At 57.2% G+C, this 25,582-nt stretch carries 27 protein-coding genes; 18 read left to right on the top strand and 9 right to left on the bottom strand.

Features of this window, described 5'->3' with window-relative positions; genetic code table 11:
• The first annotated feature begins 77 nt into the window (after window positions 1-77).
• Window positions 78-788 (top strand): imm11 family protein, encoded by a 711-nt coding sequence (locus tag IFT84_RS17125; protein ID WP_192121601.1) that lies wholly within the window; start codon window positions 78-80, stop codon window positions 786-788.
• A 98-nt stretch (window positions 789-886) separates the two neighbouring features.
• Here the strand turns inward: IFT84_RS17125 and IFT84_RS17130 are convergent, their stop codons facing one another.
• On the bottom strand, window positions 887-1,882 hold the full coding sequence (locus IFT84_RS17130) for a KpsF/GutQ family sugar-phosphate isomerase (RefSeq protein ID WP_192121603.1): 996 nt from the start codon (window positions 1,880-1,882) through the stop codon (window positions 887-889).
• Window positions 1,883-2,036: 154 nt separating this feature from the next.
• On the opposite strand from IFT84_RS17130, the gene IFT84_RS17135 reads away from it, so the two are divergent.
• Together IFT84_RS17135 and IFT84_RS17140 are read left to right on the top strand one after the other, a co-directional pair.
• Window positions 2,037-3,482, top strand: coding sequence for an outer membrane beta-barrel protein (locus IFT84_RS17135; protein ID WP_244651261.1), 1,446 nt, complete (start codon window positions 2,037-2,039; stop codon window positions 3,480-3,482).
• A 288-nt stretch (window positions 3,483-3,770) separates the two neighbouring features.
• Window positions 3,771-4,259, top strand: a complete 489-nt coding sequence (locus IFT84_RS17140; protein WP_192121605.1) for a GNAT family N-acetyltransferase — start codon at window positions 3,771-3,773, stop codon at window positions 4,257-4,259.
• A 110-nt stretch (window positions 4,260-4,369) separates the two neighbouring features.
• Here the strand turns inward: IFT84_RS17140 and IFT84_RS17145 are convergent, their stop codons facing one another.
• Entirely contained in the window at window positions 4,370-5,107 is a 738-nt protein-coding gene (locus IFT84_RS17145) for a DUF3750 domain-containing protein (protein WP_192121607.1), read from the bottom strand.
• A 74-nt stretch (window positions 5,108-5,181) separates the two neighbouring features.
• On the opposite strand from IFT84_RS17145, the gene IFT84_RS17150 reads away from it, so the two are divergent.
• Window positions 5,182-6,189 carry an asparaginase gene (locus IFT84_RS17150; RefSeq protein ID WP_192121609.1) on the top strand — a complete coding sequence of 336 codons (1,008 nt, stop codon included), beginning with the start codon at window positions 5,182-5,184 and terminating at the stop codon, window positions 6,187-6,189.
• A gap of 3 nt (window positions 6,190-6,192) precedes the next feature.
• Here IFT84_RS17150 and IFT84_RS17155 read toward each other — a convergent pair whose 3' ends face one another.
• A complete protein-coding gene (locus tag IFT84_RS17155) occupies window positions 6,193-6,957 on the bottom strand; it encodes a glucose 1-dehydrogenase (RefSeq protein ID WP_192121611.1) in 765 nt (254 codons plus the stop codon).
• An 85-nt stretch (window positions 6,958-7,042) separates the two neighbouring features.
• Between IFT84_RS17155 and IFT84_RS17160 the strand changes: the two genes are divergently transcribed.
• Window positions 7,043-7,357 (top strand): ArsR/SmtB family transcription factor, encoded by a 315-nt coding sequence (locus IFT84_RS17160; RefSeq protein ID WP_192121613.1) that lies wholly within the window; start codon window positions 7,043-7,045, stop codon window positions 7,355-7,357.
• A gap of 14 nt (window positions 7,358-7,371) precedes the next feature.
• Here the strand turns inward: IFT84_RS17160 and IFT84_RS17165 are convergent, their stop codons facing one another.
• Complete coding sequence (locus IFT84_RS17165) at window positions 7,372-8,034, bottom strand: glutathione S-transferase family protein (RefSeq protein ID WP_192121615.1); 663 nt, start codon at window positions 8,032-8,034, stop codon at window positions 7,372-7,374.
• A 193-nt stretch (window positions 8,035-8,227) separates the two neighbouring features.
• Between IFT84_RS17165 and IFT84_RS17170 the strand changes: the two genes are divergently transcribed.
• Entirely contained in the window at window positions 8,228-9,013 is a 786-nt protein-coding gene (locus tag IFT84_RS17170) for a L,D-transpeptidase family protein (RefSeq protein WP_192121617.1), read from the top strand.
• Window positions 9,014-9,082: 69 nt separating this feature from the next.
• On the top strand, window positions 9,083-9,355 hold the full coding sequence (locus IFT84_RS17175) for a PepSY domain-containing protein (protein ID WP_192121619.1): 273 nt from the start codon (window positions 9,083-9,085) through the stop codon (window positions 9,353-9,355).
• Window positions 9,356-9,387: 32 nt separating this feature from the next.
• Here the strand turns inward: IFT84_RS17175 and IFT84_RS17180 are convergent, their stop codons facing one another.
• Window positions 9,388-9,867 carry a MarR family winged helix-turn-helix transcriptional regulator gene (locus IFT84_RS17180; RefSeq protein WP_192121621.1) on the bottom strand — a complete coding sequence of 160 codons (480 nt, stop codon included), beginning with the start codon at window positions 9,865-9,867 and terminating at the stop codon, window positions 9,388-9,390.
• A gap of 105 nt (window positions 9,868-9,972) precedes the next feature.
• On the opposite strand from IFT84_RS17180, the gene IFT84_RS17185 reads away from it, so the two are divergent.
• Window positions 9,973-10,398: an organic hydroperoxide resistance protein gene (locus IFT84_RS17185; protein ID WP_192121623.1), complete on the top strand. Its 426-nt coding sequence runs from the start codon at window positions 9,973-9,975 to the stop codon at window positions 10,396-10,398.
• Window positions 10,399-10,606: 208 nt separating this feature from the next.
• Here the strand turns inward: IFT84_RS17185 and IFT84_RS17190 are convergent, their stop codons facing one another.
• Window positions 10,607-12,172 carry a helicase HerA-like C-terminal domain-containing protein gene (locus IFT84_RS17190; RefSeq protein ID WP_192121625.1) on the bottom strand — a complete coding sequence of 522 codons (1,566 nt, stop codon included), beginning with the start codon at window positions 12,170-12,172 and terminating at the stop codon, window positions 10,607-10,609.
• 145 nt (window positions 12,173-12,317) lie between these two features.
• Between IFT84_RS17190 and IFT84_RS17195 the strand changes: the two genes are divergently transcribed.
• Window positions 12,318-12,704, top strand: coding sequence for a hypothetical protein (locus IFT84_RS17195; RefSeq protein ID WP_192121627.1), 387 nt, complete (start codon window positions 12,318-12,320; stop codon window positions 12,702-12,704).
• Between the two features lie 104 nt (window positions 12,705-12,808).
• Window positions 12,809-13,408 carry a superoxide dismutase gene (locus tag IFT84_RS17200; protein ID WP_192121629.1) on the top strand — a complete coding sequence of 200 codons (600 nt, stop codon included), beginning with the start codon at window positions 12,809-12,811 and terminating at the stop codon, window positions 13,406-13,408.
• A gap of 24 nt (window positions 13,409-13,432) precedes the next feature.
• Here IFT84_RS17200 and IFT84_RS17205 read toward each other — a convergent pair whose 3' ends face one another.
• On the bottom strand, window positions 13,433-14,098 hold the full coding sequence (locus IFT84_RS17205) for a TetR/AcrR family transcriptional regulator (protein WP_192121631.1): 666 nt from the start codon (window positions 14,096-14,098) through the stop codon (window positions 13,433-13,435).
• Between the two features lie 92 nt (window positions 14,099-14,190).
• On the opposite strand from IFT84_RS17205, the gene IFT84_RS17210 reads away from it, so the two are divergent.
• Entirely contained in the window at window positions 14,191-14,634 is a 444-nt protein-coding gene (locus IFT84_RS17210; RefSeq protein WP_210321730.1) for a hypothetical protein, read from the top strand.
• On the opposite strand, the gene IFT84_RS17215 is transcribed toward IFT84_RS17210, so the two are convergent.
• A complete protein-coding gene (locus tag IFT84_RS17215; RefSeq protein ID WP_192121633.1) occupies window positions 14,631-15,269 on the bottom strand; it encodes a TetR/AcrR family transcriptional regulator in 639 nt (212 codons plus the stop codon). The genes IFT84_RS17210 and IFT84_RS17215 overlap by 4 nt on opposite strands.
• A 93-nt stretch (window positions 15,270-15,362) precedes the next feature.
• Between IFT84_RS17215 and IFT84_RS17220 the strand changes: the two genes are divergently transcribed.
• Window positions 15,363-16,010, top strand: a complete 648-nt coding sequence (locus IFT84_RS17220; protein WP_192121635.1) for a glutathione binding-like protein — start codon at window positions 15,363-15,365, stop codon at window positions 16,008-16,010.
• Between the two features lie 243 nt (window positions 16,011-16,253).
• On the opposite strand, the gene IFT84_RS17225 is transcribed toward IFT84_RS17220, so the two are convergent.
• Window positions 16,254-17,252 (bottom strand): NAD(P)H-quinone oxidoreductase, encoded by a 999-nt coding sequence (locus IFT84_RS17225; protein ID WP_192121636.1) that lies wholly within the window; start codon window positions 17,250-17,252, stop codon window positions 16,254-16,256.
• A gap of 268 nt (window positions 17,253-17,520) precedes the next feature.
• Between IFT84_RS17225 and betC the strand changes: the two genes are divergently transcribed.
• The 6 genes from betC (at window position 17,521) to cysN (ending at window position 25,568) form a co-directional block, all read left to right on the top strand.
• Entirely contained in the window at window positions 17,521-19,041 is a 1,521-nt protein-coding gene (gene betC, locus IFT84_RS17230) for a choline-sulfatase (RefSeq protein ID WP_192121639.1), read from the top strand.
• Between the two features lies 1 nt (window position 19,042).
• The gene (betB, locus tag IFT84_RS17235) at window positions 19,043-20,506 is read left to right on the top strand and encodes a betaine-aldehyde dehydrogenase (protein ID WP_192121641.1); all 1,464 of its coding nucleotides are present in this window, start codon (window positions 19,043-19,045) and stop codon (window positions 20,504-20,506) included.
• 9 nt (window positions 20,507-20,515) lie between these two features.
• A complete protein-coding gene (betA, locus tag IFT84_RS17240; protein WP_192121643.1) occupies window positions 20,516-22,168 on the top strand; it encodes a choline dehydrogenase in 1,653 nt (550 codons plus the stop codon).
• Window positions 22,169-22,295: 127 nt separating this feature from the next.
• Complete coding sequence (locus IFT84_RS17245; protein ID WP_192121645.1) at window positions 22,296-23,051, top strand: phosphoadenylyl-sulfate reductase; 756 nt, start codon at window positions 22,296-22,298, stop codon at window positions 23,049-23,051.
• 22 nt (window positions 23,052-23,073) lie between these two features.
• Window positions 23,074-24,027 carry a sulfate adenylyltransferase subunit CysD gene (gene cysD / locus IFT84_RS17250; RefSeq protein WP_192121647.1) on the top strand — a complete coding sequence of 318 codons (954 nt, stop codon included), beginning with the start codon at window positions 23,074-23,076 and terminating at the stop codon, window positions 24,025-24,027.
• Window positions 24,027-25,568: a sulfate adenylyltransferase subunit CysN gene (gene cysN, locus IFT84_RS17255; RefSeq protein ID WP_192121649.1), complete on the top strand. Its 1,542-nt coding sequence runs from the start codon at window positions 24,027-24,029 to the stop codon at window positions 25,566-25,568. Before cysD ends, cysN begins: the two co-directional genes overlap by 1 nt.
• Window positions 25,569-25,582: the final 14 nt, after the last annotated feature.

The following is a 25,582-nucleotide window of genomic DNA, read 5'->3' on the forward strand; positions in this document are numbered from 1 at the left end:
GAAAATTGCGAGAACGCATTGGGTGAATCAGGCATGATGCATCGGGTAACACGTCCTTTCAGTTTCAGGAAACACGCATGGCAGGGTATCTGAGTTTTTGGCCAGAAGGACCGCAGTTCGAGTGGCAGGATAAAAGCGGTTCGCGTGTAGATGAGAAGACGCGATTGCCGTTTTTTGTCTGGGTGCCCAGCCCGAAGGTCACCGATACCAGCAATATTCCAACCATCGCGATCCAGACAAACAAGGTTAGGCTTGTAGATGCGTTCCGCATTATGGACGCGTCGGTGGTCAGTGCCCGGTTCAAGGCGATTATTGAAGAGTTCGAGCCGAATGTGCACCAGTTCTTTCCGGTGGAACTGCGTCGCAAGGACGGCACACCTTATGAGGACAGCTATTTCATCTTTCATCCAACACGCATGGCACCGTGCGTCTTGCTGTCCAAAAGCAAGATCTCCGAAATTGTGAGGGTTAAAGTTGGTCCGCGTACTGGGCTGCCAAACTATCATGTGCGTGAGGACGAATATGTCATCAGTCGTCCCGCCTTCGGCGAACGGAAGGTCTTTGGTTCACTATTCTTGGGGGGCGGGGGCGGCGACGCCCTTTTCGTTAGCGATGCCGTAATGGCGCGGATGAAAGCAAAGAAACTGACCAATCTAATAACTTATCCGGTCGAGGAACGGGACGAGCCTTGGGTATTCGAAAAAGAGGCGCCGGAACTGGTAGAGTTTCTCAAAGACAAGCCCGAAATTGCAGCAGAGTATTACGAAAAGTATTTAACAGTTCTCTAGAGCATAATCCGACCGGAGCGAAGCGAGGATCGAAAAGATTATGCTTACAAATAAATGACTTAGAGCGCCGATCTGATTCAAGCAGATCGAATAGTTCTCTAAGCTACCCCGATCCGCAACAGATCGTGGAAGTGAACGATACCGACCGGACGGCGCTCTTCGTCGGTCACCAGCAAGGCGGAAATGTGGAACTGGTCCAGCAACGCCATGGCGGCGGTGGCCAAGGTCTTGGTGCGCACCGTCTTGGGATTGCGGGTCATGATATCCTCCACCCGCAGCGAGGATAGATTGCGGTCCAGATTGCGGGCGATGTCGCCATCGGTCACAATACCTTCCAAAAGCCCATCTTCGCCAACAACCCCCACGCAACCAAAGCGTTTTTTCGACAGCATCATGACCGCCTCGGTCAGCCCTGTGCCGATGGTAACCAGCGGCATATCCTCGCCTTCATGCATCACATCACTGACATAGGAGAGGCTTGCGCCCAGTTTGCCGCCGGGATGGAAGGTGCGGAAATCCTCGGGCGTAAAACCGCGTGCTTCCAGAAGCGCAACCGCCAGCGCGTCCCCCATGGAAAGCTGCATCAGGGTCGATGTGGTGGGCGCCAGCCCATGAGGACAGGCTTCCTGTACCTTGGGCAGCAGAAGAACGATATCGGCTTCCCGCGCAAGCGTCGATTTTTCGCCAGCAGTCAACGCAATCAGGGGAATGGAGAAGCGGCGCGAATAGGAGACAATTCCCTGCAGCTCAGAACTTTCCCCGCTCCATGACATGGCCAGAATCACATCGTTCTGCGTAACCATGCCAAGGTCGCCATGCGTTGCCTCTACCGGATGCACGAAGAACGCCGGCGTTCCCGTAGACGCCAAGGTGGCCGCAAGCTTGATGCCAATGTGCCCGCTTTTGCCGATGCCGGTGACAATAACACGGCCTTCGCTGGCTGCGATTTTTTCCACAGCGGCACAGAACGGTGCGCACAAGGGTCCATCCAGCGCCTGCATCATGGCCAGCAAGCCCTGTTGCTCGGTGTTGATGGTGCGAATGGCAGATGCCACGGCTTCGCTCGGACGGATATGTGCGGTGCGCTTGATCATGAGCGGAATGGTTAGCGCTTTCCGCTTTTTCTGTCCACTGCCAGGTAAAGCGCGGTGCGTCCTTAGTTTTGAGCAGAGGCCAAAGCGCGTCAAGATTTGGTTAACCATAAACCGCTAGAGGTTAACGCTTGGAACCTCCCACGGAAACAGCGACTTGGCCTCTGTCCTTGACCCCACTACCGGCCTTTTGGCCCGCGCCAGCGTGGGGTTGGGATTGGCGTGCGCAGCGTTCGCATTCCCTGCGGCGGCTCAAACTGTTCCGGTTCCGTCAGCAAACCCCATTGCGTCGACTACTACCGTTCTCACTGATAGTTCGTTGATCACCTCTCCCCAACCGTCGGCTCCGGCACTCACGCCCGCCATCTCCAGTATCGACGATGATCTGGTCGAGCCTGCTGGCCCCCAGTCCAACCGTATTGATACACGGGAAGGCACAATCGACGGACTACGCCCCCGGCTCGACCCGACACGCAACGATGCACCGGGCATTCGCCTCGGCTCCTTCGTGCTGAAGCCGACACTGAGCGAAAAAATCGTTCATGAAAACACGGATGATACAGATGGCAAGCGCTCGCGCAGCTTTTTGGAAACTGGCGGCAATGGGGTTCTGACGTCCGACTGGTCGCGCCATCAACTGGTGGTGACCGGTGACGGTGCCTGGCAAAACAACATATCTGGCCGGGGCCAGACCCGCCCGCGCGCGGATATCGATGCACGGTTGCGTCTTGATATTGACCACGCAACAATAGCGAATTTCAATGCCGGTTACAGCTTTCGGCGCGAGGACGCGACCGATCCCAATGCCTTGTCCAATGCGGATACGCAGGCGGGCGTCAGTCGCACGGTACTGGGTGCCGGTATTGCGCGCGATCTTGGCCTGTTACGCGGCGGCGTCAAGTTGGATCTTGAGCGCTATTCCTACGGTAATGCGCGCCTCATCAACGGGCAGAGCCTGTCGCTGCGCGACCGGAACCGGGATCAGGCGACGCTGACCGGCAGGCTGGGCTTTGAGCTTTCGCCAGCCCTCGTTCCCTTTATCGAAGCCGCCGTCGGCACCTCCCGCTACGAACTGCGCCGTGATTTTCAGGGCTATGAGCGCTCTGCCAGAACCACTGCGGCCCGCACCGGCGTGGAGCTGGATATGGGCGAAAAGCTTCGCGGTGAACTGGCTCTGGGTTACGAGAAAGCGAAATTTCGCGATGTCCGCCTGCGTGCGCTGGACGCGTTTACTGTTGATGGCCGGGTGGTCTGGTCGCCGCATCGCGGCACCGATGTAACGCTGGGGCTTGCGACCGCCATCGAACCCTCGACCACAGCAGGGGAAAGTGGCTCGGTCAATTACACCCTCAGCGCCGATATTCGGCACGAGTTGCGTAGCACGATGGTGGCACAACTGACCAACAGCCTGACGTTGCGCGATTATTCCAATTCCGCCTTCTCCAACGATGAAAAAATCTGGTTTTCCTCGGCAGGACTGACATGGAACTTCAGCCGATATCTCGCTTTGACGGGAGACGTATCCTACGAACGCACCACGCAAGCCAATGCTGCCGATACCAGTATCACGCGGGTGGGTGTAGGGCTGGCACTGCGGCGATAGAGCATTTCCGGCGACCATGTATCCACCGGAAATGCTCTAACCTCTTGTTTCGTCCCATTGTCCGGACGTGAAAACCTCTCCGTTTTCACCGGAAATGCTCTAGATCCCCGATTGACAACAAAGCGGTAAAGATGCATGACTTTCACCATGATCAAAGCCGTTCATCAATCGCGGGCGTATTTTTGGCTGTTCCCATAGGAGCGGCCTGATTGATAATGTCAACAAGCCGCCATCAGGCGGCTTTTGTTTGATCGGCACCTGATGGCGAAACCTGATAAGGGAAAGACCATGAGTGCCACACTGGATTTGCAATCACTTCGACCGCCTGTCGTGACGATACGCACGGCGAAAATTCGTGACCTGCCCGCTCTTCATGACATGATCACCGCGCTGGTGGCAGAGCATGGGGACAAGACCGCGTCCACATTGCAGCAGCTTGAACGGGATCTGTTCGGTTCCGTGCCCTGGATTCATGCGCTGGTCGCAGAAGCGGCTGGCGAGCTGATCGGCTACGCCATTCTCTGCCCGCTCTACCGCGCTGCCGAAGGCACGCGCGGCATGGAACTGCACCACCTGTTTGTGCGCACTGCGCACCGCAATACAGGCATCGGCCATCATCTGGTGGAAAAGGCGCGCGACCATGCCCGCCAGTCCGGCTGCGCCTTCCTGTCCGTCAGCGCCGCCACGGGCAATTTCAAGGCGCACAAATTCTATGAGCACCTTTCATTCAAGGCTGGTCCGGTCACGGGCATGCGGTATATGCAGACCCTTGCGTGATCTATGGCTTCGTGCAAAATCCAACCGGAGCGGAGCGAGGATCGAAAAGATTATGCTTGCAAATAAAAGGCTTAGAGCGCCCATCTGATTCCATCAGATCGAAAAGCGCTCTAAACGCCGAAGCGTCCGAACACAGGAATCTTGATGCCGGGGCGCATGATATCCAGCCCCGCCACAAGGCCCAGAAAATGCACTTCGAGCCCGCTGCGCAATCCGGCGGAAATTCCGGCGAGGCCGAACAGCGTCGCATGAACATCCCGGTGATCGGCATCTATGGCAAAAAAACGCCCCTCCGGCAGATAGTCGCGACCAACCGCATCCGGCGGCAACACCACGCCAAGGTCCGGTACGGAGCGCAGCACATGCGCCACAAAGGTATTGGAATTGGGTCCGGGGAAAATCTGGTAGCCGCCCGGTTTGGAATAGGGATAGCCCTGAATGGCCTTCTCGACCTGCGGTATCAGCCGCGCTGCTTCCGCACCCTCCACCTTTTTGATAATTTGCGGCGGGTTGGAGTACCAGAACGCATCGGCGGGATAGCCGTTGCGGCGTATGGGTGAGCCCCAGCCAACCTTGTCGTACCGATTGTACGTCTGGTCACCTTCCGCCTTCGTGACAATCCATGAATGGCTGGACACGGCACCCTTGAATCCGCCGGTCTTGGCCGAAAAAATATAGATTGCAGCATCCGGCGAGGCCTTGGCGGGCGGCAGGATACCGGCGGAACTCCATGTAGCATCCCGCCAGCTGGCCGGGTGATCGCCCAGCACCCAGAGCGCGGCTGCCACTATCACCGGCAAAAAGTAGACGATCGATATGGCAATCATCAGCAACTTGAAAAATTTCATGAACGGCCCTTGAGAGCGTGAAGTGTGGCAGGATTTGGTTTAAGCACATCAATCGGTTGTTTTGAGGGCATGAGATGCAAAATCCCGTACTGGTTGAAGTCACACGCGGCACGCGCGTTGAAAGCACGCATCGCGGCGCGGTGGCCGTGGTGGATGGGGACGGGGAAACAGTGTTTTCCCTTGGTGATATCGACACGCCCGTCTTTCCCCGGTCTGCCTGCAAAGCCATGCAGGCCCTTCCGCTGGTGGAAAGCGGGGCGGCGGATGCTTACAGCTTCGACAACCGGCATCTGGCACTAGCCTGCTCTTCGCATTCCGGTGAGCCGGCGCATGTGGCACTGGCCGCCGACATGCTGGCGCGGGCTGGCCGTGACGTGGATGCTCTGGAATGCGGGGCGCACTGGTCGTTTGATCAGAAAGTGTTGGTGGACCAGGTGCGCAGCATGGACAGGCCGACGGCCCTGCACAACAATTGCAGTGGCAAGCATTCCGGCTTTCTCTGTACGGCCTGTCATCTTGGGTTGGAAACAGACGGCTATGTCCAGCCGGACCACCCGATACAGGTTGAAATCCGTGGCGTTATGGAAAGCCTGACCGGTGCGGTTCTGGGACCGGATGTCTGTGGAACGGACGGGTGCTCCATTCCGGCCTATGCCATGCCGCTGAAAAATCTTGCCCATGGCTTTGCGCGCATGGCGACGGGAACCGGGTTGGCAAGCACGCGGGCAACGGCTGCCCGACGCCTGATGGCTGCGTGCATGGCCGAGCCTTTCTATGTGGCCGGAACGGGCCGTGCCTGCACGCATCTGATGGAAATCGCCCCCGGCCGCATTTTCGCCAAAACCGGTGCCGAAGGCGTGTTCTGCGCCGCCGTCCCCGAGCAGGGCATCGGCATTGCGCTGAAATGTGAAGACGGCGCAACACGCGCCGCCGAAAGCATGGTGGCCGCCACCCTCGCCCGCTTTTTTGCGGAAGAACCGGAGATACACGCGCAATTGAGGAAGGCCTCGCAGCGAAGCCTGAAAAACTGGAACCGCTTAGAGGTAGGAGAGGTCAGACCCGCAGGGGGATGGGCGTTCTAACGCTCAAACCTGCGCCAGACCGCCATCGACGGAAAGTTCGATGCCATTGATATATGCGGCCTTATCCGACGCCAAAAACAGCACGGCAGAGGCAATCTCCTCAGGCTGCGCCATTCTCCCAATGGGTGAGACAGCTTTGAGGTACGCGTCAAAAGCCGCTATCTTTTCGTCATCCAGCTTCAAGCCATTTTCCATAATCGGCGTGCGGGTGGCACCCGGGCTGACCGTATTGACCCGGATCCCGCGGCTTTTGAGATCATTGGCAAATGTGCGCGCAAACGAACGCACTGCGGCCTTCGATGCGTTGTAGGCGCTGAGGCCCTCATTGCCTTTGTTGCCTACGATAGACCCTGTTAACACGATGGCGCCGCCATCCCGCAACACGGGCAACAAGGTTTGAACCGTGAAGAATATTCCCTTCACGTTGATGTCGAAAATCCTGTCGTAAAGCTCTTCGCTGGTTGCGCCCAAAGCGTTGCTTTCTGCAATACCGGCATTGGCAAACAGCACATCCACCTTGTGTCCGCTTTTCTCAATGCGCGCTTTCAACGCTTCAATGTCCGCTTGCTGCGACACATCGGACACCACAGCAATTGCGCGTTCTCCCAATTGGTGAACAGCCGCGTTCAACGTCTTTTCGCTGCGCCCGGTCACGTACACAGCCGCAGCGCCTTCGTTCAGGAACTGCTGAGCGGCAGACAGGCCAATGCCGGTGGAGCCACCGGTCACCACCACAACCTTACCTTTGAATGAGCCCGTAGCTTCCATCATCATCTTCCTTTAATTCCGTATTACGATATTTCGGTTTTATCGAAATATTGATCGGTGTCAAGGGTCATGCTAGATACGGCGTATGGCTCAATTCCTTCATCCAAATCGGGACGATTACATCTTAACCAGCGTTCTATCTGCGCTGGGTGATCCCACGCGGCTTGGTATCGTGCGCAAATTGTGGAGTATGAGAGAGGGGCAAAACTGCGGTGCGGCCGCGCCCTGCCCTGCCATGCCGCGCTCGACCTTGTCCAACCATATGCGCATTCTCCGCGAAGCGGGGATCATCCGCACGCATAAGCAGGGTGTGGAAAATATCAGTGTCGTGCGCTTTGACGATCTGGAAGCAAACTTCCCGGGCCTCATGGAAATAATTCTATCGTTCGAGGCCCGGTAGCTTTTGGTGTGTCGTCAGCCTGCGATTTCTTCGGCACGCCGTGCCATCATCGCCTTGAACGCGGGCCGTGCATGGCACGTTTCCAGCCATGCGCGAACATGAGCCACATCTTCGAATAGCGTTGGCTCGCTCATGGCGTAACGCAGCACTTCCGACACATTGATATCGGCAACCGTGAAGCGGTCCGCCACAACGAAACCGGTGTGGGACAAGCGCTCATTCAGAAAAGACAGCGGTTTCTTGAGGGCTGTGACGGCTTCGCTGATCAGAGCACGGCCTTCCGGCGTATCTTGCTGGCCGGAATCATTGGCCTTCACAATCTTGATGCTGTGAACCTCCGCCTCCGTCGCCGCCCAGAATGACCACATCGTCATCAGGCTTTCTTCACTGGCATCAGCAGCGGCCAGAGGTCCGCCGTGCTTGCGGGCCAGATGCAGGTTGATGGCAAGCGATTCCTGCAGTTTCAGTCCATCATCATCGACAAACGGAATCTGCCCCATGGGATTGATAGCGAGATAAGCTGGCGATTGGGTGTTGATTGCAGCATCTTCGGCCAGCGGATCGGCCAGACGGCGACCCTGAATGACCGGAACCGAGGTGAAGGGAATACCCAGCTCTTCGGCCAGCCAGTAGGTGCGCGAAGCGCGGGATGTATAAACACCGTAGATCGTCAGCATATCGGTCCCTTTGATTTCGTGATCGCAAGCCCACCATAACCAGAGCAGGCGGCGCACAACACCCCGCCGCCGTTATGGATTCATGAATTTTTCGCAAGCAATGCCGAAATTGTGAAAATGCGTGTGCTGCACAAGCCACGCGCCAGTTGCATATGGGAACACATAACCTGCAAACTGGAATCACTGTGCCGTCATGACAACCCCTCCCAACCTTTCTCGCCGTCAGTTTCTTTCGCTTTCCGGCCTTGCGGCTGCGGGAACCCTTGCCGGTTGCACATCCTCCATGAATGTTGACCAGTTTCGTTACGAGACAGCGCCGATATACCGCAACCCCGCGCTCGAAGGGCGATTTGCCGGAGGGTTTGAGGATGAATACGGCCGCGCCGTGCCCGGTCCCGAGCCTGTTCCCACAGGTCTGCCGGAGCAAAACAGCATCTACGAATCCTACTATGCCGGCGTGCTTGATGGTGGTTTTTCCATACCACCCGTCCCGTACCGGCAAATCGATGCACGCTTTTACCGGCAGGAGGTTCGAGATCCGTTTCAGGAAGCGCCGGGGACCATCATTGTCGATACGGCGGACCATTTTCTCTATCATGTTCAGGGCGGCGGCAGCGCTATCCGCTATGGAGTGGGTTTGGGGCGGGAAGGCTTCGCGTGGTCCGGTCGGGGCGTTATTCAGTGGAAGCGCAAATGGCCGCGCTGGACGCCGCCGGATGAAATGGTCGCCCGCCAGCCCAATCTGCAACCCTATTCCATTGCCAATGGCGGCATGGCGCCGGGGCTTAAAAATCCGCTCGGCGCGCGCGCGCTCTACATTTTTCAGAACGGGCAGGATACGCTGTACCGTGTGCACGGCACCCCGGAATGGAAATCAATCGGTCGCTCCGTATCATCTGGCTGTGTGCGCATGATGAATCAGGATGTCATTCATCTCTACGATCGGGTGCGAAACGGATCTCCAATTCTTGTCGTTTAACCAGCACCATTGACGAATGGAAAGTCTATCCTAAATTAGCGTGTACACAATTTAACCTGCGAGGATAGAATGAAACACGTTTCGGCCCTAACGCTTCTCGGTCTGCTCACAACGGCTTTCGCAGGCCCGGCACTGGCAGACCGCGCACCGACAGCTGAGGAGAAAACCCGGATAGAAACCAAGTTGAAAGCTCTGGGTTACATGTCTTGGGGCGAGGTTGAGTTCGATACAGACAGCACTCAATGGGATGTTAACAATGCAATGGCGTCCGATCACAACCACTATGATCTCAAACTGAATGCGCAGACGCTGGATGTCATCTCGAAAGAGATCGACAACTGATCAGAGCGAAGGGACTCGCGATACCGGCTCACTCAACGAACCGGTGTCGCGGACGCAAGGTTATGTGACAGGGTCTGGAGAGAGGAACGCAGATCGTCCACCTGTTGTTGCGAACATCCGGTTGCCAAACCTATGTCGGTAAAGACGTTGGCCGCATCCGCCTCCAGCGCCCGTCCCTTGTCCGTCAGCACAATAAACACCTGCCGCTCGTCCTTGCCATCCCTGTTGCGCGAAATCAGCCCCGTGGCCTCCAGCCGCTTCAACAATGGAGACAGGGTGCCGGAGTCGAGCCCCAGAACGTCCCCAATGGCCTTGACGGTGATGCCATCGCCCTGCCACAGCACCAGCAAGACCAGATATTGCGGATAGGTCAGGCCAAGCTTTTCCAGCAGTGGTTTATAGGCGCGGTTGAACGCGTGCGCTGCCGAATACACCGCAAAACAGAGCTGCTGATCGACCGCAACCGTAGCGGGCCCGTTTTCTTGCAAATTCTGTGCAACTTTCTTTTCCATCCGCGCATTATCGCAGGATAGACGATGAAATGCAATTTGCAAAATTAACTTGCGCGCAATTCAGTTGCGCGATATACATAATTCAGTCGAAACATGGAGAGTGACATGAACGTTCTGTACACAACGAGAGCAACTGCCAGCGGCGGCGGCCGTACCGGAACTTCCAAGAGCGAAGACGGCATTCTTGATCTAACGCTGACCACGCCAAAGGAACTGGGCGGCAATGGTGCCACTGGCACCAACCCTGAGCAGCTGTTTGCAGCCGGTTATTCCGCTTGCTTTCTCGGCGCACTGAAGTTTGTTGCCGGACGTGAGAAGGTCAAGCTTCCAGAAGAAACCACTGTGACGACCAGCGTTGGCATCGGCAAGCGTGACGATGGCGAAGGCTTTGGTCTGGATGTGTCCATTCAAATCGCAGCCAGTGGACTGGAGCGGTCCGTTTTGGAAGGTCTGGTTGAAAAGGCCCATGTCGTATGCCCATACAGCTACGCGACACGCGGCAATATCGAGGTTGGACTGACGGTTGCCTGATTGATGCAGACAAACAAAAGGCCCGGTTCGTCCGGGCTTTTTTACTTTAGAGCGCTTTTGTTCTGATTGAATCAGAACAGCGCTCTAAACTCTGTTTTTCAAGCATGATCTTATCAATCTTCGCTTCGCTCCGGTTGGATTATGCTCAAACTCCTTGTTTTGTCGCATTGTCGGACGCGAAAACGACACCGTTTTCACTGGAAATGCTCTAGCGGCGCAGACTACCCAAAATACCGCGGATCAGCGCGCGGCCAAGCTGCGAGCCAGCGGCCCGTACTACGGATTTCACCGCCGCTTCCACCACCGTCTGTCGTTCACGTGATGGTGCTCTGGTCCTTGGCGTGCTCTGCTGGCCGGAACGGCGGCTTCCCGTGCCAGCCGGTTGGTCCTCATCGCCAAACCCTGGAAGGGTCCAGCGGTTGTTGGGTTTTTCAGCCTGCTTCGTTGCCTCCTGTGCAGCTTCTGTCGCCTTGGCGGCCCGCGCCGCCAGAATTTCATAGGCCGACTCGCGGTCCACATCCGCATCATAGAGCCCGCGCACCGGGCTGACAGCCATCAATTCCTTGCGCTCCGAATCTGTCAAAGGCCCCAATCGCGAAGACGGTGGGCGAATGAGCGTGCGCTGGACGATAGAGGGCACTCCCTTGCCTTCCAGCATGGATACTAAAGCCTCGCCTGTCGCCAGATTGGTAATTGCCTCCGCGCTGTCAAAATCCGGATTGGCGCGGAAGGTTTCAGCGGCGGTCTTGACGGCTTTCTGCTCACGCGGCGTGTAGGCGCGTAGTGCATGTTGCACACGGTTTCCAAGCTGGGCCAGCACGGTCTCCGGCACATCCAGCGGGTTCTGCGTTACGAAATAGACCCCGACGCCCTTGGATCGGATCAGCCGAACCACCTGCTCCACGCGCTCCACCAGCACTTTCGGCGCGTCGTTGAACAAAAGGTGCGCTTCATCGAAGAAGAAGACAAGCTTGGGCTTGTCGACATCGCCCACTTCCGGCAGTTCCTCAAACAATTCAGAGAGCAGCCACAGCAGAAATGTAGCGTACAGTCGGGGGTTCATCATCAGCTTTTCAGCCGCAAGCACGGAGATAGCGCCGCGCCCGTCATTGGTGGTGCGCATGATGTCGGTGATTTTCAGAGCGGGTTCGCCAAAGAAATTTTCAGCTCCCTGTTGCTCCAGAATCAGCAATTCTCGCTGCAAAGAGCCGACAGAGGCTTTCGATACCTGCCCGAACTGACCGGAGAGCGTTGCAGCGTTTTCCGCCATATAGGCCAGCATGGCCTGCAAATCCTTGAAGTCCAGCAGTGGAAGACCGCCCTCATCCGCAATCTTGAAGGCGATGTTCAACACGCCTTCCTGCGCATCCGTGGCGCTGAGCAGACGCGACAGCAAGAGCGGCCCCATTTCCGCCACGGTGGCACGCACCCGATGGCCCTTCTCGCCGTAGATATCCCAGAGGATGGCCGGAAACTCTTGAAACTCGTAGGGATCAAGCCCGATCTGTTTCGCACGCGCCAGCAGGAAATCCTGGGGCTTGCCAATAGCGGCAATGCCTGACAGGTCGCCCTTGATATCGGCACAGAATACCGGCACCCCGGCATTGGAAAAGGCTTCGGCCAGCACCTGCAAGGTTACCGTTTTGCCGGTTCCGGTGGCCCCGGTGATGAGCCCGTGGCGGTTGCCGAACTTCAGGGTGAGATATTGCGGATCGCCCAGACTGTCGTCGGGTTTGCGGCTCGTGCCGATAAAAAGTTTTCCGTCCTGCAACATCGTTCACGTTTCCTGTAAGGTCACCATTGCCTTGTTATAGACCCAAGTTATAGGCCAAAGAGGCTCACGAACAATGCTTGAGTTTGACAGCCCGCTTAATTACCTTGAGACAGCCTGAACACATGGCCCAAAAATGGAGAGTATCATGGATGAACTGATTGCACGGCTGGTGGCCAATGTCGGAATTGATGCGGCAACGGCAGAAAAAGCCGTGGGCATGATTTTGGGCTTTTTGCAGCGCGAAGCCGCGGCCGGGCCGGTCGCCAGCATGATTACCGCTATTCCCGGCGGTCCGGAAGCGGTGGCAACCTATAATGGCGAGGGCAAGAGCGGCGGCTTTCTCAGCGGCATCGTCTCTGCAATGGGCGGCGGTGTCATGGCGCTCGGCCAGCAATTGATGGGCGAAGGCCTCGGCATGGGCGAGATTGGTGCACTGGCAAAGGAAACCATTGCTTTTGCTCGGGAAAAAGCTGGCTCGGACGTGGTGGATGAGGTTGTCGCCTCAGTGCCTGGTCTTAGTCAGTTCGTTTAGAATCGACGGGAAAATGAGCATGAAGGCGGTTGCCTGTTGCCCGCCTCATGCCTATGTTCCGTTTACGGTTTTTAACAAAACCCGTTGCCAAAAGGAGAGAACCCATGGCTTTCGAATTGCCGAACCTTCCCTATGATTACGATGCGCTGGCGCCTTACATGTCGCGCGAAACGCTCGAATATCACCACGACAAGCACCATCAGGCCTATGTAACTAACGGCAACAAGCTTGCTGAAGAAGCCGGTCTGGCGGACCTTTCGCTGGAAGAGATTGTCAAGAAATCCTACGGCACCAATCAGCCGCTGTTCAACAATGCTGGCCAGCACTACAACCACCTGCACTTCTGGAACTGGATGAAGAAGGGCGGCGGCGGCAAGCAGCTTCCTGGCTCGCTGGAAGCTGCTTTCAAATCCGACCTCGGCGGCTACGACAAGTTCCGCGAAGACTTTCTGGCCGCTGGCGCGGGCCAGTTCGGCTCCGGCTGGGCATGGCTTTCGGTGAAAAACGGCAAGCTGGAAATCTCCAAGACACCAAACGGCGAAAACCCGCTGGTGCATGGCGCAACGCCGATTCTGGGTGTGGATGTATGGGAACACTCCTACTACATCGACTACCGCAACGCCCGCCCGAAATATCTCGAAGCATTTGTCGATAACCTCATTAACTGGGATTACGTCGCAGAGCTGTACGAGAAAGCTGCGTAAAGCTTCGGCCTGAATTGACAGCGTTTACCGATCCGCCGTGAAAGCCTGCTTTCGCGGCGGTTTTGCATCAGCTTTTTTCAATGTCGCAATGAAGTTGCTCAGGGCGGTAAACACGGCGTCCTGTGCTGGTTCGGACACGTGCCATTCCGGAAAATGACCGTCAACGGCCATACGCGCTAAGCCGTACACCATGGCGCGTGCGCCTAAGATCAGATGATCCAGATCAACGCCGTCGCGCAGTTGCCCGAGATCGCGCGCCTGCGTCAATACGTCCACCATCAATGTGCGTATTTGGGTATTGTCTCGAACAAGGCTTTCAGAACCTGAAAAATCGATGAGAGTTCGCGAACTGATGATTTGGAAATAAGTCGTGTTTGAGAGAGCCCAGCGCAGATAACCCCGGCCAATGGCCTCAAACACTTTCAGCGGTTGATTGGGATCTGCCTCTGAGATGGCCTCGGTAACGGATTGCTTCAAACGAGTCATTGCCTGCTCCGCAACTGCGGTCATCAATGCGGTCTTGGTCCTGAAATGCCGAAACGGCGCACCCGGCGAAACACCGGCCCGCTTGGCAGCCTCCCTTACGGAGACATGATCTATTCCCTGCTCTTCGATGATAGCAACGGTCGCCTCGACCAAAGCTTGAACAAGGTTTCCGTGATGGTATCGAGGGGTATCGGACGTTGCCATAAATCCGAACTAGCACAGTCACCAACCAACTCAAACTGTTGACATTCGTATTTCCTAATGTAATCATTGATTACATATTGAGGGAGATTGTCATGATGAAGTTCGCTTATGGAACAGTTCTGTTGCTTGTTTCAGCACTTTCAACCGCGCAAGCCGATGAGGCTCCGAACCTTGAGATTGTTTGGCCAGTGGCCAACACAGAAATCGCCTTGGGAAGCGATACTCAAAAATCGGTGGGCGTCGTTGTGAAAAGCAATTTCAGGCTCATGCCAGCGGGACAGTGCGGCGGTGATCCACGGTGCGGTCACATTCACATGAAAATCGATCCTGACGGAGACACATGCAGCGTCCCGGGAAAGACCTATAACAGCATGAACAGCGACTTCGGCGGAAACTTGATAAAAGCCAATTTTGGATACTGCGCAGTTCCGTCCGGCAAGCATGTTATTGGCATTCTGTTAGCAGACGATCACCACCAGCCTGTTCTTTCAAACGGTAAGCCCGTGACGGCATTGATCCCTGTCACCACCCGCTAATCGTTCTGTCGAGCATTTGCGTCCAAAATCAACGTCGTCAAACCACGCCCCATTCGGGTAAGAGTCTGAGCGTCCGCACCAGCTCTTGCCCGGACCGCCATGCCGTTCAACATTGCAGTTGTTAACTTCGCGTAAATCGGTATATCGGCTTCCGTAGGAAGTTCACCTACCCGTTGCGCGCGTAAGAAACGGTCTTCAAAAAGCCGGTCCATTTCGTCCAGTGCCAGCCTGAGCGACTCCCTTATTTCAGCATCGCCAACGGCTTCTACAACCGCCGTGGAGATGAAGAAGCACCCGCGCTGACCAGTTTCACCTGTACGGTATGTGTCCGTTGCCAGCGCAAATAACCGCATCAGTGCCTGCTGCAACGGTTCGTCAATGGATAGGAGATCACTGAGCGTTGCAACAGTATCCTGAAGCGCCTTCGTAAATGCAGCCATATACAATGCATGTTTATCACCGAAAGCACTGTATAGGCTGGGCCTGTTTAGGCCCGTCGCAATGACTAAATTGTCAAGTGAAGTTGCCGCATATCCACCGTTCCAGAAAGCGTCTTGCGCACGGCTTAAAACATTTTGGGTATCGAACGCTCGCGGACGACCACGCCCTCGCTTCGTGTTGCTCACATCATCCATATTTTGTACTGATCCGCATATAATTAGTTGACTTATGAGCAACAATTAATATTCATGTACTGTAATGTACAAAGATACTTTTGGGAGACAGCTGTGGATTTATTCTTTTCCCCGTTTGCATGCTCGATGGCAAGCCGCATCAGCTTTTATGAAGCAGGAGCAGACAACGATGTAATTTTCCACCAAGTGAATGTTCAGACAAAACAGCTAATTGCTGATGCCTCCGATTATCGCACTATCAACGCGAGCGGCCAAGTGCCTGCCTTGCGTCTTGCCGATGGAACCATTCTAACCGAAAATTTTTCAATTCTAACTTTCCTGGCCGACGCCTATCCGGCTGCGGGCATTGGGCCCACAACGGCACCGGAAAAGTACAAGCTCGCGCAATGGCTAAGTTTTGTTAGCACTGAACTGCACAAGCAGGTCTTCACGCCATTGTTAAGCACGGTATCAAATGATGGTGCCAAAGCCTTTGCGCGCCAGTCTGCTGCAGAGCGTTTCACGCGCTTAAACAGACATCTTCACAACCGCAATTATCTGCTCGAACATTTCAGCGTGGCGGATGCCTATCTTGTTGTCGTCTTGAACTGGGCGCAGTTTGTGGACATCGACTTGCGGCTGTTTGCGACAGTTAACGATTACCTGACCCGGCTAAACGCGCGCCCTTCGGTTGCGCGGGCGCTGGCTGAAGAAATGGAACTGATGGCCGCTGAAAACGCCAGACAGCAGACGGCAGAATAAACGAGACAAACAAAAAGGGCCGCTAAAAGCGGCCCTCCATGAGTTCTGCCTGTGAAGGCACTGGATCATCATGATCCGCGGAAGGTTGGGTCAGGCCGAGGGCTGCCCCGTCAAAACCACACCCATTCCCATGCCAGTCACGAGGCTCGAAATCTCATTAGACATTGGATCACCTTCCTTTCGTTACGTTGCTGTTGAAACCAAGGTAAGCGATATTCTCGCGATTACAAGCGGCAAATGCTTTTATATCAGTTTCAAGATGATCTTGCCGATGTGGGTGCTGGATTCCATCAGCCGGTGCGCTTCCGCAACGTCTGCAAACGGCACAATATCGTGGATGACGGGCGCAACGGTTCCAGCCTCCAGCAAGGGCCAGACGTCCCTTAGCAACCCATCGCGAATGGCCATTTTTTCATCCGCTGTGCGGGGGCGGAGTGTGGAGCCAGTCACAGTCAGCCGCTTGGTCAGGATTGGCGTGAGGTTGGCCCTGTCGGCCACTGCTCCCAGGAGAAAGGCGATGATGACCAAACGGCCATTGCGCGCCAGCGATGACAGGTTACGGTCGAAATACGCGGCCCCCACCATATCAAGAATAACGTCCACGCCTTTACCATCGGTCTGCGTCTTGATGACAGCCTGAAAATCTTCATTCCGATAGTTGATGGCGCGCTCAGCTCCCAGATCGATGCAAGCCTTGCATTTGTCATCGCTCCCGGCGGTGACAAAGACTTTTGCCCCGAAGGCTTTCGCAAGCTGAATGGCCGTGGTGCCGATGCCGCTGCTTCCGCCGTGCACGAGCAAGGTTTCACCTTTCTTTAGTCGCCCAATATCGAAAACATTTGCCCAGACGGTGAAGAAGGTTTCCGGCAGGGCTGCGGCCTGTACGGCGTCATAGCCCTTGGGCCACGGCAGAACCTGCCCTTGCGGCAGCAGGCAGTATTGCGCATAGCCGCCACCATTGGCGAGACCGCAGACCCGGTCGCCAACTGCGAAACGGGTTACCCCCTCGCCGACACTGACGATTTCACCGGCCACTTCCAGACCGAGAATGGGGCTTGCACCGGGCGGCGGCGGATATTCGCCTTTGCGCTGCGCCACATCCGGGCGGTTCACCCCCGCCGCCTGCACGTGGACAAGCACGTGACCGGGCGTAACCTCAGGCACCGGGCCTGTGGACAGCACCATCGCGTCCGGCGCGCCGGGGCTTGGCAGATCAATGAGGGACATGGTGGCGGGTATCATGGCGAACTATCCAATTTCAGCTAGGGCTAAGAGTTAAAGCATAATCCGACCGGAGCGAAGCGAGGATCGAAAAGATATGCTTACAATTAAAGGACTTAGAGCGCCGATCTGATTCAATCAGATCGAATAGCGCTCAAGCGTTAGCAAACCAGAAGTCAAAGCGGTTGAATGTCATAGCGCCGTGTCGGATTTAAGATACCTTTTGCAGCAAAACAGCAGTAAGCACGATAGCTTAACCTGTGAACATGACATTCAAGGCACGCCCCGCATGAAGCCGAATATTCTCATCATCATGGTCGATCAGCTCAACGGCACGCTGTTTCCGGATGGTCCCGCAGAGTGGCTGCATGCACCGCACCTGAAAGCGCTGGCCGCGCGTTCGGCACGCTTCGTCAACAACTACACCTCCTCGCCGCTCTGTGCCCCGGCACGGGCTTCCTTCATGGCAGGACAGTTGCCCAGCCGCACACAAGTCTATGACAACGCAGCCGAATATGCCTCTTCCATTCCTACATTTGCGCACCATCTGCGCCGCGCCGGATATTACACCGCGCTATCGGGCAAAATGCACTTTGTCGGGCCGGATCAGTTGCATGGTTTTGAGGAGCGGCTGACCACCGATATCTACCCGGCTGATTTTGGCTGGACGCCGGACTACCGCAAGCCCGGGGAGCGGATTGACTGGTGGTATCACAACCTCGGCTCGGTCACCGGCGCAGGCGTGGCTGAAATTACCAACCAGATGGAATATGATGATGAAGTGGCGTTTCTGGCCAATCAGAAACTCTACCATCTGTCGCGTGAAAACGATGATGCCGAACGCCGCCCATGGGCGCTGACGGTTTCATTTACGCACCCGCACGACCCCTATGTGGCGCGGCAGAAATTTTGGGATCTCTACGAAGACTGTCCCTATCTGCTGCCGGAAACCCCAGATATTCCCCTGTCGGAGCAGGACCCCCATTCTCTGCGGTTGATTGAAGCCTGCGATTACAAGAACTTTGCTGTCACGCAGGAAGACGTGCGCCGCTCACGACGCGCCTATTTTGCCAACATCTCCTACATTGATGAGAAAGTGGGCGAGCTGATGGACACCCTCACCCGCACGCGCATGCTGGAAAACACGGCCATTCTGTTCTGCTCCGACCATGGCGATATGCTGGGCGAGCGCGGCCTGTGGTTTAAGATGAACTTCTTTGAAGGTTCCGCCCGTGTGCCGCTGATGGTAGCCGGCCCCGGAATTGCCAGCGGCACCTATCTGGCCCCGGTTTCCAATCTGGATGTAGCGCCAACGCTGGCCGACATCGCCGGGATCTCCATGGAGGAGATCATGCCGTGGACCGATGGCACCAGCCTGATGCCGATGACCCGTGGCGAGCCGCGTGTTGCGCCGGTGCTGATGGAATATGCCGCCGAAGGCTCCATCGCGCCGCTTGTCGCCATTCGCGAGGGCAAGTGGAAATATATCCATTGCCTCGCAGATCCCGATCAACTCTACGATGTGGAGTCCGACCCCGCCGAGACGATCAATCTTGCGGGCGACCCCGCCCATGCTCGCACGCTGGCGGCATTCACGGAAATGCGGCTGGCCCGCTGGAATATGCATACATTCGATGCCGCCGTGCGTGAAAGTCAAGCGCGGCGCTGGGTTGTGTATGAGGCCCTTCGCAATGGCAGCTACTATCCGTGGGATTACCAGCCGCTGCAAAAAGCGTCAGAGCGCTACATGCGCAACCATATGGACCTGAATATTCTGGAAGAGTCCAAACGCTATCCAAGAGGTGAATGAATTGAGAGCCCAGCCCAAAGCCTCGCATTTTATTGATGGCGATTATGTGGAGGACAAGGACGGCACGCCATTCGATAGCGTGTACCCTGCAACCGGCGAGGTTATCGCCCGGCTGCATGCCGCCACGCCTGCCATTGTGGAACGCGCCATTGCTGCCGCCAAGCGGGCACAGCCGGAATGGGCAGCCCTCAGCCCCACCGCCCGTGGGCGCATTCTCAAGCGCGCGGCCGACATTATGCGGACACGCAACCGCGAATTGTCGGAACTGGAAACGCTCGATACCGGCAAGCCGATACAGGAAACCATCGTTGCGGACCCGACGTCCGGTGCCGACAGCTTCGAGTTTTTCGGTGGCGTGGCGGCAGCCGCGTTGAATGGCGATTACATTCCGCTGGGCGGGGATTTCGCCTTCACCAAACGGGTGCCGCTGGGCGTTTGTGTCGGCATCGGCGCGTGGAACTACCCGCAGCAGATTGCCTGCTGGAAAACCGCGCCAGCGTTGATCTCCGGCAATGCCATGGTGTTCAAACCTTCGGAAAACACGCCGTTGGGTGCGCTGAAAATCGCCGAGATTCTGGTGGAAGCCGGTCTGCCGAAGGGGCTGTTTAACGTCATTCAGGGTGACCGCGAGACCGGACCCCTGCTGGTGAACCATAAGGATGTGGCCAAGGTGTCGCTGACCGGCTCGGTCCCCACGGGCCGCAAGGTCTATGCGGCAGCGGCCAGTGGGTTGCGCCATGTGACCATGGAACTGGGCGGCAAATCCCCCCTGATCGTGTTTGACGATGCCGATTTGGAATCGGCCATTGGCGGCGCAATGCTTGGCAATTTCTACTCTACCGGTCAGGTCTGCTCCAACGGCACCCGCGTTTTCGTGCATCGCACTATCAAACACGCGTTTCTGGCCCGCCTGAAAGAGCGCACGGACGCCATCGTGATCGGCGATCCGCTGGATGACGCCACGCAGATGGGGCCGATGGTGTCCATGGCCCAGCGCGAAAAGGTGCTGGATTACATTGCAAAAGGCCGGGAAGAAGGCGCGCGGCTGATTACCGGCGGCGGCATTCCCAATGCCGTGAATGCCGAAGGCACCTATATTCAACCGACCGTCTTTGCCGATGTGACGGACGATATGACGATTGCCCGCGAGGAAATCTTCGGGCCTGTCATGTGCGTACTGGATTTTGACGATGAAGACGAAGTTCTGGTTCGCGCCAACGGCACGGAGTTCGGCCTGTCAGCGGGTGTATTTACCGCCGATCTCACCCGCGGACACCGCGTGGCCGACCGGCTGGAAGCCGGTATTGTCTGGATCAACACCTACAATCTCTGCCCCGTCGAAATTCCCTTCGGCGGTTCCAAGCAATCGGGCTTCGGGCGGGAAAATTCACTCGCCGCGCTGAACCACTATACCGAGTTGAAGACCGTGTATGTGGCAATGTCGCCCGTGCAATCTCCTTACTGAGTCTCGATCATGGATCAAGCGGATTACGTCATCATCGGCTCCGGTTCGGCAGGCTCTGCCATGGCGTACCGCCTGTCGGAGGACGGCAAGCATTCCGTGATCGTGCTGGAGGCTGGCGGCAGCGATGCCGGTCCCTTTATCCAGATGCCAGCAGCGCTCGCCTACCCTATGAACATGCGCCGCTATGAGTGGGGCTATACCGGCGAGCCGGAGCCGCACCTCAACAACCGCGTTATGATTGCCCCGCGCGGGAAGGTGATCGGCGGCTCCTCCTCCATCAACGGCATGGTCTATGTGCGCGGCCATGCGGAGGACTTCAACCGCTGGGAAGAGATGGGCGCTCAGGGCTGGGCCTATGCCGATGTGCTGCCCTACTTCAAGCGCATGGAAACCTCCCATGGCGGCAGGCAGGGCTGGCGCGGAGAGGATGGCCCGCTGCATGTGCGCCGGGGAAGCGCCGTCAATCCGCTGTTTTCCGCCTTCATCGAAGCCGGTCAGCAAGCCGGTTTCGAGGCCACCGACGACTATAATGGCCAGAAGGGCGAAGGCTTCGGCTTGATGGAACAGACCATCCACAACGGGCGGCGCTGGTCTGCCGCAAACGCGTATCTGCGTCCGGCTTTGAAGCGCCCGAACTGCCGGTTGATCCGCTGCTTTGCCCGCAAGGTTATCGTGGAAAACGGTGTTGCGACCGGTGTCGAAGTGGATATCGGCGGGCAGAGACATGTGATTTCCGCCAGCAAGGAAGTCATCATTGCTGCTTCCGCGTTCAATTCGCCCAAGCTCTTGATGCTATCGGGCATCGGCCCGGCGGCGGAGTTGCAGCAGCACGGCATTCCTGTTGTGGCCGACCGCCCCGGCGTGGGCCGCAATTTGCAGGACCATCTGGAATACTACATGCAGCAGGAGTGCACGCAGCCCATCACGCTGTACTCGCATCTCAACCTGTTATCGAAGGGCCTGATCGGCGCGCAATGGTTGTTTTTAAAACGAGGGCTCGGTACATCCAACCAGTTCGAGGCCTGCGCGTTTATCCGCTCGGCCCCCGGGGTAAAGTGGCCGGATATCCAGTACCACTTTCTTCCCGTCGCTATCAGCTATAACGGTAAATCAGCCGCCAAAGCCCACGGGTTTCAGGCCCATGTCGGTTATAACATGTCGAAATCGCGTGGGCATGTTACGCTGCGATCTGGCAATCCGGAAGATGCGCCGGTCATTCGCTTCAACTATATGAGCGACCCCGATGACTGGGTCAAATTCCGCCACACGGTGCGTCTCACCCGCGAAATTTTTGCGCAAAAAGCCTTCGACCCCTATCGCGGGCCGGAAATTTCTCCGGGCGCGCAGGTGCAGAGCGACGAGCAGATCGATGCGTTCCTGGCGGAGCATCTGGAAGGCGCTTACCACCCGTGCGGCACCTGCAAGATGGGCGCGGCCAGCGACCGAATGGCGGTTGTAGACCCACAAACGCGCGTGATCGGTGTTGAGCGTCTCCGCGTCGCTGACAGCTCCATTTTCCCACATGTGACCTATGGCAATCTCAATGGCCCCTCAATCATGACGGGAGAAAAGGCCGCCGATCACATCCTCGGTCGCCAGCCGCTGGCCCGCTCCAATCTTGAGCCATGGATCAACCCACGGTGGGAAACATCGGATCGGTGAGGCTTTCTGCCGGAGGCCCGCTTCTTGTGGTTTATTTGCTCATAAGCGCGGATAATGGAAATGGGTTTTCTATGCTTTAGCAGTACAACCTGCGATATTCCGACATATCATAAAACGGGATTGCCTGATGTCTGCCATTCTGCCCGAAGCCGTCGCCGCTCTTAACGACCGGCTGGCCTGTCTTGATCTTCACCAGCGCCTGGCGCTGGTCGCGGAGCTGGATGGGCGTGCGGTCTTCACGACCAGCCTCGGCATCGAGGATCAGGTGATTACAGCAGCCATCGGCGAGCAGGCGCTCGACATCGATGTATCCACGTTGGAAACGGGCCGTCTGTTTAACGAAACCGTCGCGCTGATCGACAAGACCGAAGCGACCTACGATATTCTCATCCACCGGTTCTACCCTGAGCCCGAGGGCGTCAGCGCCTTTGCCGCGCAGTATGGCCTCAATGGATTTTACGAAAGCGTGGAAGCCCGGCATGCCTGTTGTGGCGTACGCAAGCTGGTGCCGTTGGCAGCGGCGCTGGAAGGCGCACAGTACTGGATCACCGGCCTGCGCCGTGGACAATCCGGCAACCGTGCGGATACCCCCTTTGCCGAAGCCGATCTGGACCGTGGTCTGATCAAGATCAACCCTTTGGCAGACTGGGATATTGACCGCCTTCGCGCCCATGTGGACGCGCACCGCATTCCCATCAACCCGCTCCACGCGCGGGGTTATCCATCCATAGGCTGCGAACCGTGTACCCGCGCCATCAAACCCGGCGAGCCTGAGCGCGCCGGTCGATGGTGGTGGGAAAACGACGAAAAACGCGAATGCGGCCTGCACGTGGCCGAAGCCGCCACGAGCGCCATCCCGCTGGCATCCAGCGCCGCACGATAATTTTTTCTTCCGGAGAATGACAATGCCCGACAGCCGCCCGGACACGGAGCTGAGAGACACCCCCGCAACCAAGCCTCCGCTTGACCCTCATCTGAAAGCGCTGGAAAACGAAGCCATTCATATCTTCCGCGAGGTCGCGGCAGAGTTTGAAAAGCCTGTGATGCTCTACTCCATCGGCAAGGATTCCTCCGTGCTGCTGCATGTGGCGCGCAAGGCATTTTACCCCGGTCGCATCCCCTTTCCGCTGCTGCACGTCAATACCGGCTGGAAGTTTGGCGAGATGATCGCGTTTCGCGATGCGGTGGTGAAGGAGTACGATCTTGATCTCGTCTCCTACACCAATCCCCGTGGTGCAGCGGAAAACATTACTCCGTTCACCCACGGCTCGTCGCGCTATACCGATATTATGAAGACCGAAGCGCTGCGTCAGGCGCTGGACCTTGGCGGCTATGATGCCGCCTTCGGCGGTGCGCGGCGCGATGAGGAGGCCAGCCGCGCCAAGGAACGGATCTACTCGTTCCGCACGCCGGACCACCGCTGGGACCCACGCAACCAGCGCCCGGAACTGTGGAACATCTATAACGGCATGGTGCGCAAGGGCGAAAGCGTGCGCGCCTTCCCGCTGTCCAACTGGACGGAAGTGGATATCTGGCGCTACATTCAGGCAGAAGATATTCCGCTTGTGCCGCTCTATTTTGCCAAGAAGCGCCCCTATGTGGAGCGTGATGGCATGATGATTCTGGCCGAAGACCCCCGCCTTGAACTGCTGCCCGGCGAAACCCTCCAGGAAGGCGTAATCCGCTTCCGCACGCTTGGCTGTTTTCCGCTAACGGGTGCCATTCGCTCGCAAGCCACCACGCTGGACGACATTATTACGGAGCTGGAAACGGCGACGGTTTCCGAGCGGCAGGGCCGCGCGATTGATCGCGATCAGTCCGGGTCGATGGAAAAGAAAAAACGCGAAGGATACTTCTGATGACCGCTCAAGCTGCAACGGCAACAGCCCTTTCTCAGGAAGCATTATCGCGTGACATCGACGCACCAGCATTGACCGTGGTTGAGAAAGCCGCACCGGCGGTGGAAACACAAAAGGTCGTTCGAGATTCCCGCCCGCTTCGCCTGATCACCTGCGGCAGTGTGGATGATGGCAAGTCTACCCTGATCGGTCGGCTGCTATGGGACACCAAGGCGGTGAAGGACGATCAGGCCGCAACGTTGACACGCGATTCCGGCCTGGGACGCCAGAACGATCTGGGACTGCCGGATTTTGGCCTGCTGCTGGATGGTTTGCAGGCCGAGCGCGAACAGGGCATCACCATCGATGTCGCCTATCGTTATTTCGCAACCGAGCGCCGGTCCTTCATCGTGGCCGATACCCCCGGCCACGAGCAATACACCCGCAATATGGCGACGGGCGCCTCCACGGCCGATCTCGCCGTGCTGCTGGTCGATGCCCGCGCCGGTCTGCTGGAGCAGACCCGTCGCCACGCCACCATTGCCACCTTGATGGGCATTCGCCAGTTTGTGCTGGCGGTCAACAAAATCGACCTGACCAACTATGATCAGGCGCGGTTTGATGCGATTTCCGCTGAGTTCAGGGAATTGGCCCTGTCGCTTGGGGTCCGCCAAGTGACGGCCATTCCCTTGTCAGCCTTGAAGGGCGAAAATGTCGTTTACGACGGCAAGGCGTCCATGCCGTGGTATGACGGGCCGACACTGGTGGAAACACTGGAACTGGCAACCGTTCGTTCAGCCCAGACAGTCGGCTTCCGCCTGCCCGTGCAGCGGGTCTGCCGCCCGGGCGAAAGCTTTCGCGGCTATCAGGGCACCGTTGCGGGCGGCTCGGTCAAGCCGGGGGATTCCGTTGTTATCCTTCCCTCCGGCATGGTTGCCAACGTCTCCAAGATCGTAACATTCGACCTTGTGCGCAACGCAGCCGTTGCGGGCGATGCGATCACGCTGGTGCTGGACCGGCAAGTGGATGTGTCACGCGGCGACGTGATTGCCGCCATTGACAGCGCGCCGCAGACCGGACTTGCTTTCGATGCGCAAATCGTGGTGTTGCAGCCCGATGGTATCGAGCCGGGAAAGCGCTACTGGCTGAAAAGCGGCAGCCGCCGCCAGCGCGTAACCGTGCGGGCCTCCACCAAGCTGGATCTGGCCAGCGGCAAGTGGACCGCATCCGAAACTTTGGAAATGAACGCCATTGGCAAGGTGCATCTGGCCTTTGACGAGCTGGCAATATTCGACCCTTACGAGCAGAACCGCAACACCGGTGCGTTCATCCTGATCGATCCCGATACAAACAACACGGTTGCGGGGGGCATGATTACGGGCAAGCGCTCAGCCCATGGGGGCCTGAGTGACCGGGAATCACGGGTCGTTCTCTCCCTGCCGGTCGATCTGGCTGAACAGTTGATGGCCAGCGAAACCTTTGCCAGCCGTCGCGATGAGGCGGACGTTCGCCGCACCAGTGTGCGCCGCGCCAAAGACCTTTTGGGAGAGATTGACGGCTGAAAGCGTATGCCGTA

It is taken from the genome of Rhizobium sp. CFBP 8762 (genome assembly GCF_014841565.1).
Classification (GTDB): Bacteria; Pseudomonadota; Alphaproteobacteria; order Rhizobiales; family Rhizobiaceae; genus CFBP-8762.

Excerpts from the sequence above, each read along its gene's own strand:
- cysN (WP_192121649.1), top strand. The coding sequence starts at position 24,027 with ATGACCGCTCAAGCTGCAACGGCAACAGCCCTTTCTCAGGAAGCATTA.
- IFT84_RS17180 (WP_192121621.1), bottom strand. The coding sequence starts at position 9,867 with ATGGAAAAGAAAGTTGCACAGAATTTGCAAGAAAACGGGCCCGCTACG.
- IFT84_RS17130 (WP_192121603.1), bottom strand. The coding sequence starts at position 1,882 with ATGATCAAGCGCACCGCACATATCCGTCCGAGCGAAGCCGTGGCATCT.
- IFT84_RS17175 (WP_192121619.1), top strand. The coding sequence starts at position 9,083 with ATGAAACACGTTTCGGCCCTAACGCTTCTCGGTCTGCTCACAACGGCT.
- IFT84_RS17225 (WP_192121636.1), bottom strand. The coding sequence starts at position 17,252 with ATGATACCCGCCACCATGTCCCTCATTGATCTGCCAAGCCCCGGCGCG.
- betC (WP_192121639.1), top strand. The coding sequence starts at position 17,521 with ATGAAGCCGAATATTCTCATCATCATGGTCGATCAGCTCAACGGCACG.
- IFT84_RS17190 (WP_192121625.1), bottom strand. The coding sequence starts at position 12,172 with ATGTTGCAGGACGGAAAACTTTTTATCGGCACGAGCCGCAAACCCGAC.
- betA (WP_192121643.1), top strand. The coding sequence starts at position 20,516 with ATGGATCAAGCGGATTACGTCATCATCGGCTCCGGTTCGGCAGGCTCT.
- IFT84_RS17185 (WP_192121623.1), top strand. The coding sequence starts at position 9,973 with ATGAACGTTCTGTACACAACGAGAGCAACTGCCAGCGGCGGCGGCCGT.
- IFT84_RS17215 (WP_192121633.1), bottom strand. The coding sequence starts at position 15,269 with ATGGATGATGTGAGCAACACGAAGCGAGGGCGTGGTCGTCCGCGAGCG.
- IFT84_RS17245 (WP_192121645.1), top strand. The coding sequence starts at position 22,296 with ATGTCTGCCATTCTGCCCGAAGCCGTCGCCGCTCTTAACGACCGGCTG.
- cysD (WP_192121647.1), top strand. The coding sequence starts at position 23,074 with ATGCCCGACAGCCGCCCGGACACGGAGCTGAGAGACACCCCCGCAACC.
- IFT84_RS17145 (WP_192121607.1), bottom strand. The coding sequence starts at position 5,107 with ATGAAATTTTTCAAGTTGCTGATGATTGCCATATCGATCGTCTACTTT.
- IFT84_RS17195 (WP_192121627.1), top strand. The coding sequence starts at position 12,318 with ATGGATGAACTGATTGCACGGCTGGTGGCCAATGTCGGAATTGATGCG.
- IFT84_RS17210 (WP_210321730.1), top strand. The coding sequence starts at position 14,191 with ATGATGAAGTTCGCTTATGGAACAGTTCTGTTGCTTGTTTCAGCACTT.
- IFT84_RS17150 (WP_192121609.1), top strand. The coding sequence starts at position 5,182 with ATGCAAAATCCCGTACTGGTTGAAGTCACACGCGGCACGCGCGTTGAA.
- IFT84_RS17165 (WP_192121615.1), bottom strand. The coding sequence starts at position 8,034 with ATGCTGACGATCTACGGTGTTTATACATCCCGCGCTTCGCGCACCTAC.
- IFT84_RS17205 (WP_192121631.1), bottom strand. The coding sequence starts at position 14,098 with ATGGCAACGTCCGATACCCCTCGATACCATCACGGAAACCTTGTTCAA.
- IFT84_RS17170 (WP_192121617.1), top strand. The coding sequence starts at position 8,228 with ATGACAACCCCTCCCAACCTTTCTCGCCGTCAGTTTCTTTCGCTTTCC.
- IFT84_RS17125 (WP_192121601.1), top strand. The coding sequence starts at position 78 with ATGGCAGGGTATCTGAGTTTTTGGCCAGAAGGACCGCAGTTCGAGTGG.
- IFT84_RS17200 (WP_192121629.1), top strand. The coding sequence starts at position 12,809 with ATGGCTTTCGAATTGCCGAACCTTCCCTATGATTACGATGCGCTGGCG.
- IFT84_RS17140 (WP_192121605.1), top strand. The coding sequence starts at position 3,771 with ATGAGTGCCACACTGGATTTGCAATCACTTCGACCGCCTGTCGTGACG.
- IFT84_RS17160 (WP_192121613.1), top strand. The coding sequence starts at position 7,043 with ATGGCTCAATTCCTTCATCCAAATCGGGACGATTACATCTTAACCAGC.
- IFT84_RS17155 (WP_192121611.1), bottom strand. The coding sequence starts at position 6,957 with ATGGAAGCTACGGGCTCATTCAAAGGTAAGGTTGTGGTGGTGACCGGT.